The sequence below is a fragment of the Actinocrinis sp. genome, from assembly GCF_035605935.1.
Classification (GTDB): Bacteria; Actinomycetota; Actinomycetes; order Streptomycetales; family Catenulisporaceae; genus Actinocrinis.
In genome coordinates this window covers 24,222-30,947 of sequence record NZ_DATNGK010000009.1, presented here as the reverse complement: position 1 = coordinate 30,947, position 6,726 = coordinate 24,222, and the positions used below count along the sequence as shown (strand labels likewise).

General features: G+C 68.6%; 5 protein-coding genes. 4 read left to right on the top strand and 1 reads right to left on the bottom strand.

All coding sequences use genetic code 11. The annotated features are described in order from the left end of the window. The 4 genes from VN779_RS00840 to VN779_RS00825 form a co-directional block, all read left to right on the top strand. Window positions 1-400: thiamine pyrophosphate-dependent enzyme (locus tag VN779_RS00840; protein ID WP_325719126.1), on the top strand; the 400-nt coding region annotated here is incomplete at its 5' end. Next, window positions 388-1,365 carry an alpha-ketoacid dehydrogenase subunit beta gene (locus tag VN779_RS00835; protein ID WP_325719124.1) on the top strand — a complete coding sequence of 326 codons (978 nt, stop codon included), beginning with the start codon at window positions 388-390 and terminating at the stop codon, window positions 1,363-1,365. The genes VN779_RS00840 and VN779_RS00835, both read left to right, overlap by 13 nt. Window positions 1,366-1,746: 381 nt before the next feature. Beyond that, on the top strand, window positions 1,747-3,507 hold the full coding sequence (locus VN779_RS00830; protein WP_325719122.1) for a hypothetical protein: 1,761 nt from the start codon (window positions 1,747-1,749) through the stop codon (window positions 3,505-3,507). A 160-nt stretch (window positions 3,508-3,667) separates the two neighbouring features. Then, complete coding sequence (locus VN779_RS00825) at window positions 3,668-5,260, top strand: serine/threonine-protein kinase (RefSeq protein WP_325719121.1); 1,593 nt, start codon at window positions 3,668-3,670, stop codon at window positions 5,258-5,260. Between the two features lie 107 nt (window positions 5,261-5,367). Here the strand turns inward: VN779_RS00825 and VN779_RS00820 are convergent, their stop codons facing one another. Next, window positions 5,368-6,663, bottom strand: a complete 1,296-nt coding sequence (locus tag VN779_RS00820) for an acyl-CoA dehydrogenase family protein (protein WP_325719119.1) — start codon at window positions 6,661-6,663, stop codon at window positions 5,368-5,370. Window positions 6,664-6,726 lie beyond the last annotated feature (63 nt).

Sequence of the window (6,726 nt, the reverse complement as noted above, 5' to 3'; positions counted from 1 at the left end):
CGCCGCCGCGTACGGGCTGGAGCCGATCGCTCTCGATGGCAACGACGCGGACGTGATGTATCACGCGGCTTGCGCGGCGTTGGAGCGGGCCAGAGCCGGCGACGGCCCGACCCTGATCGAGGCGCTGACGTACCGGCACGGCGGTCATTCGCGTGCTGATCCGGCCAAGTACCGGCCTGCGGCGGAGGTCGAGCGCTGGCTGACCCGCGACCCGGTGGCGCATTATCGGCGGCGGCTACTCGACATCGGCGTCGCAGAGGTCGAACTCGCTGCGATCGAGGCGGCGGCGCGGGCGGCGGTGGACGAGGCCGAGCGGCAGGCCAAGGCGGGCCCAACGCCGGATCCCGAGTTGCTGCTGACCGATCTGTGGGCCGACGGAGGTTCGTCATGGCGCAATTGAGCTACCGCGACGCGGTCTCGCGGGCCATCGCCCAGGAGATGCGCCGGGATCAGCGAGTGGTCTTCCTCGGCGAGGACGTCGCGGCGGCCGGCGGGGTCTTCAAGGCCACCCCGGGGCTGCTCGCCGAGTTCGGACCGGCCCGGGTGCGCGACACCCCGATCAGCGAGCAAGCCATTCTCGGCGCGGCGATGGGTGCGGCGATGACCGGGCTGCGGCCGATCGCCGAGATCATGTTCAGCGATTTCCTCGCGGTGTGCTGGGACATCGTGGCGAATCAGATCGCGAAGACACGGTACATGACGCATGGCCAGGTCGCGCTGCCGCTGGTGATCCGGTGCGGCAACGGCGGCGGCCTGAAATTCGGCGCACAGCACTCGCAGAGTGTGGAGAACTGGGCGATGGCCGTGCCCGGACTGAAGGTGGTAGCCCCCTCAACCGCCCGAGACGTCGTCGGGCTGTTCGCGGCCGCGGTGCGCGACCCGGACCCGGTGCTCTTCTTCGAGCAGAAGTCGCTCTACCCGGTCAAGGACGAAGTCCCGGACGGCGAGATCGTCGACGAACTCGGCACCGCGAAGGTGCTGCGCAGCGGTGACGACTGCACCCTCGTCGCGCTCGCCGCCATGGTGCCCCGCGCGCTCGCCGCCGCCGAACGCCTTGCCGGGCATGGCATCCAGGCCACCGTCGTCGATGTACGCACCTTGGTACCGCTGGACACGGCGACCATCCTGAGTGAGGTGGCCAGGACCGGCCGGCTGTTCACGGTCGAGGAGAATCCGCGACTGTGCGGCTGGGGCGCCGAGCTCGTCTCGATCGCCGCCGAAGAATGCTTCACCGAACTGCTCGCCCCGCCGGTGCGCATCACCACGCCGCACATCCCGCTGCCTGCCGCGGACGCGCTTGAAGACCTCGCGCTGCCTTCCGTGGACCGGATCGTGCAGACCGTGCTGCGATCGAAGTCGCGCTGATGAGAACAGAACCCCAGCGATGACCTGATAGCGGAGCGGCCGAGCGTCAGCGAGGGTGCGAAGCGGAACGGGGACGGGCGGGCGGGCACCGGCACTAAGTTAAGCGCCTGTTTCGGCCCGCAAACTTAAGCGTCCTCATGGCGAAGTCTTGACTATACGCATCCTTGTTTCATTCAGGGTTTCTTCAGTAAGTTCGACGCCTATCCGCTGGAGACACTGGCGTCCCGACGGATTTTTCCCTGTCGGCCCGTAGCCGTATCCGAACGTTCATACCCACATATCAGCGTCGGCGACTACCCACGTCGCGCTCGAACCTTCCTGCGGCCGGGCGGGCTGATCAGTCATGTCCGCAACACTTCCTCATACCCACCGAGGAGCATTGTGAGAATCACCAGCGACCGCGCGCGGCACCGGAAAATCCGGGTGCTGACCGCGCTGTCCGCGAGCCTGGCCGTCGCCGCGGTGTCCGCCGTCGCGGTGCAGAGCGCCACCGCCGCTCCCGCTCCCCATCAGGTGTCGGTCAAGCACCTGTGCTCGACGCCCAGTCACCGTGGCCAGATGGCCTGCCTGGCCTTGGTGCGTACCGACGTCAAGGGCATCAGCGCCCACGCGATTACCCCGAACGCGACCCCGAGCGGCTATGGCCCGACCGATCTTCGCTCGGCGTACAAGCTGACCGGCACCGGCTCGTCCAGCGAGACCATCGCCATCGTCGACGCGCAGGATGACCCGAACGCAGAGTCCGACCTGGCCTCGTACCGCTCGCAGTACGGCCTCTCCGCCTGCACCACCGCCAACGGCTGCTTCCGCAAGGTGAACCAGAGCGGCGGCACCAGCTACCCGACCGCCGATTCGGGCTGGGCCGGGGAGATATCCCTGGACCTCGACATGGTCTCCGCGATCGCCCCGAGCGCGCACATCCTGCTGGTCGAGGCGAACTCGGCGAACATGAACGACCTGGGCGCCGCGGAGAACGAGGCGGTGGCGCTCGGCGCCAAGTTCGTCTCCAACAGCTGGGGCGGCCCGGAGGACTCCAGCGTCAGCTCCTCGGATTCCAGCTACTTCAACCACCCGGGCGTCGCCATCACCGTCTCGGCCGGCGACTCCGCCTACGGGGCCGAGTACCCGGCTACCTCGCAGTACGTGACCGCGGTCGGCGGCACTTCGCTGAGCACGGCCTCGAACTCGCGCGGCTGGTCCGAGTCGGTCTGGCACACCTCCAGCACCGAGGGCACCGGCTCGGGCTGCTCGGCGTACATCGCCAAGCCGAGCTGGCAGACGGACTCCGGCTGCTCGAAGCGGGTGGAGGCCGATGTGTCGGCGGTCGCGGACCCGGCCACCGGCGTCGCGGTCTACGACAGCTACCAGGCCAGCGGCTGGCAGGTCTATGGCGGCACCTCTGCCTCCTCGCCGATCATCGCCTCCGTCTACGCGCTGGCCGGCACGCCGGGCAGCGCCGACCGTCCGGTGCAGTACATCTACCAGCACACCTCGTCGCTGTTCGACGTGACCAGCGGTAGCAACGGCTCCTGCTCGCCGTCGTACTTCTGCACCGCGGGCGCCGGATATGACGGCCCGACCGGCTGGGGTACGCCGAACGGGCTCACCGCCTTCACCGCAGGCAGCACCTCCGGCAGTGGCGGCGGTGGGGGCGGCGGTGGCTGCACCGCGGCGCAGCTGATCGGCAACGCAGGCTTCGAATCCGGCGCGGCCAGCCCGTGGACGCTTTCCTCCGGCGTGCTGAACAGCGACACGAGTTCGGAGCCCGCGCATGGCGGCAGCTATGACGCCTGGCTGGACGGCTACGGCAGCACCCACACGGACACCGCCTCGCAGTCCGTGACCATCCCATCGGCGTGCAAGAACGCCAGCTTCTCGTTCTTCCTGCACGTCGACACCGCGGAGACCACGACCACCAGCGCCAACGACACACTCAAGGTGCAGGTGCTCAACTCCTCCGGCACCGTGCTCGGCACGCTGGCCACCTACTCGAACCTGAACGCGGGCTCCGGGTACACCCAGCACAGCTTCAACCTGGCCTCGTACATCGGCCAGACCATCACGCTGAAGTTCACCGGCGCAGAGAACAGCTCGCAGCAGACCTCGTTCGTCATCGACGACAACGCGCTGAACGTGTCGTGACGAGCGGCTCTGTCTCATGAGCAGCCCCGCACGATGAACGCGGCTGTTCCGCCGACGCCCTTACGCCGTCGGCGGAACAGCCGCATCGTTTCGGGGCGTAACCGGTCTATGCGCGGTCCGTGAGCGTAACGCCCACGGGCCGCCGGACACCTCTCCCTTTATGCGCAGTGACATCGCGGTGAGGGTCGTCGCGCCCGATGGCTTGATCGCTGACCGTTATCGGCTGCTCAGCCCGCTTGGCGCGGGCGCGAGCGCGACCGTGTGGGCGGCCGTGGACGAGACGCTCGGCCGACGGGTGGCGCTCAAGCTGCTGTCGGGTCCGGCGGCGTTCGACGACGCCGAGCGCGAGCAGTTGCGCAGCGAGGCGCGGGCGCTGGCCGCACTGGCGCACCCGCGCGTGATCGTCGTATTCGACTACCTGGAGACGCCCGGCCTGAGCGAGTCGGTACAGCCGGTGCTCGTCACCGAACTGCTCGACGGCCGCAATCTGGCCGACTGCCTCGAAGCCGGTCCCTTGCCGTGGCCGGTGGCGCTCGGCGTTTGCGGGCAACTCGCGCAGGGCTTGGCGGCCGCACACGCGGCGGGGATCGTGCACCGGGACGTCACGCCCGCCAACGTGATGCTCACCGAGTCGGGCGTCAAGCTGCTCGATTTCGGGATCGCGCAAGGGCCTGCGGATCGTGACGATCCGGACGGGCTCGCGGTCGGCACTCCGATCTGCATGGCGCCGGAGCAACTGGCTGGGCGCGTCGCGATGCCCGCTTCGGACATGTACGCGTTCGGCTGTGTCCTGCACTGGTGTCTGACCGGTTTGCCGCCGTATCAGCAAAAGGAGTTGGCGGCGCTCAGCTACGCACATGCGCACGCCACGCCTCCGTCGCTCGAGATCCCCGGTTTGCCCTCGGACGTCGCTGAGCTTTACCTCAGCTGCTTGGCTAAGGACTCGTCCGATCGACCCACCGCAGCGCAGGCCGCACAGTTGCTGGCACCGTTCGCTCGCGGGGTCGCGGCGGATCTGGCCGGAGCCGACACCTCCGTGACCCCGGTCGCGCGCTCGACCGCCGTTTCCGTGGTTCGCGGAGCCGTAAGCCACGCCGGTCGGCGACGGCCCATCGACCGCCGCGCAGTGCTGCCTGCCGCGCTCTCGCTCGCGGCACTGGCCGTGCTCCTCGGGCTGGTCTTCGGCGCGGCTCACGAGATCATGGACGGCAATACCACGGCTTCCGGAGGCACGGGCACCGCAGCCATGTCGCCGGCCGCGACACCGAGTGCGAGCGCTGCGACGGCTTCGTCCGCTCCGACGATGGCGAATGTCGCGGCGCCGAGCGTGTCCGCGTCCGCGCTCGCGTCCGCGCCCGCATCCATGTCGCCGTCCGCCCTCGCCTCGGCGAGCGCGCCCATGATGAGCCCGCTGATAGAGGTGGCTTTCCCGCCGCCGGGCACCGATCCGATCGGGTACCTGCAAGCCCTCGCGACGCAGGTCCAATCGCTGGTTTCGCAGGGGCCGAATACGCTCGCGCCCAACGCGGGGCAGCAACTGGTGAACTCGATCGGCAATCTGGAGAACGCCGTGACCGCCACGCAGCAAAGTCATGGCAAGAAGCAGTGGCGGGCCGTCACGGCTGACATCGCCGGAGTGCAGCAGCAGATCTCCAACGACGCCGCGGCGGGGGAGATGTCGCAGGCCACTGCGAGCCTACTGAATGGTGAACTGCAAACCCTGGCGAACGCGCTGCCGGCCAACGGAGCCTGAGGGTGGCGAGCCGGACAGGTGGCGCGGCGGGGCGAGGGGCTGCTCCTCACCTGGCGCTTCACGCCACCTGGTCCGGTTGCGAGATGTGCGGGATGTTGCCGTCGTGCTCAGCGCGGGTCGGCGAACGCGGGTGCGCCCGCTCTGCGTTTAACCGTAGGGACTGGGGCGGGAACAGTCGGCGCGGGCGGTACGTCCGCCTCGGTCGGCTGCGCAGCCGCGTCGGCACGAATGTGGTTGGCCAGAGTGACAGACCACTGCTCGTGATTGGTTCCCGCGGCGTACTCGGACAATCTCAACCGCTGGATGTCCGACGTGCCCGCAGGTGCGTAGATATGGTAGACGTCCCGCAGGTACCGCTCTATTCGATGGCTGACATGCAGGCCGCGCGCCGCGAAGATCTCCATCGCGGCCCGAGCGGAGTCGATGGCGGACTCCACGTTGACCAGCTTTGCGTTCATCAGTTCGGCATCGCAAGGCAGGCCACGGTCGAGCAGATGTGTGGCGTGGTACAGCTCGAGCCTGGCGGTCATCAGCCGCGACTGCATGCCGCCCAGCTTCATCGCCACCGAGGAGATCGCGGACAGCGGAGCGCCGTAAAGCTCCCGGCGACCGCAGTACTCGACCGTGTCCTCGACGACCGCTCGATGGATGCCGAACGCGACCGCGGCCAGGTTCGGCCGTCCGTACAGAGTGCTCGACGAGTACGCGACCTTCAGCCCGTCGCCCTCCTCGCCCAGCCGGTTCTCGACCGGGACGCGACAGTCCTCGAACACCACGGTTCCGAAACTGAACCCGGACAAGCCCATCGTCGGCGCGTGCTTCTCCAGCCGCACGCCAGGCCGGTCCGCCTCCACCAGGAACGCGGACAGGCCGCCCGACCCGGGCCCGGTGCGCATCACGACGCCGTGCACGTGGCCGATGTGGGAGTTGCCGACGAAGACCTTGGCGCCGTTCAGCACATAGTGCGTGCCGTCACGCACCGCGCGACCCGACATGCCCAGGACGTGCCCGCCCGAACCGGCCTCAGTGACCGCGATGGTCGGCAGGCATCTGCCCGCGGCGATCTGCGGCAGCCAGGTCAGCTTCTGCTCCTCCGAGCCGAAGTGCAGGATCTTCGCGACGCCGAGCTGCGAGGCTTGCACCATCGCACCCATCGCGCCGCTGACCCTGGCCAGCTCCTCGATGATGATCGTTTTAGCGACGTGGCCGAGGCCCATGCCCCCGTACACCTCGGGGATGGTCACCCCGATCCACCCCTGGGCGGCGATGAGTGCGGACAGTTCGACGTCCACCTCGCGGGCGGTCTCCATCTGTGTGACGCGGGGCGCCACCCGCTCCTGCGCGAATCGTCTTACCTCCTCGCGCAGTCTCTCGTGTCGGTCATCTTCGAATATGCGGGCCATTCCCACCAACCTCCAGAGCATCCATCTCGGACTCTGATCCCGGACGGCGGCCGTCGCAGGCCG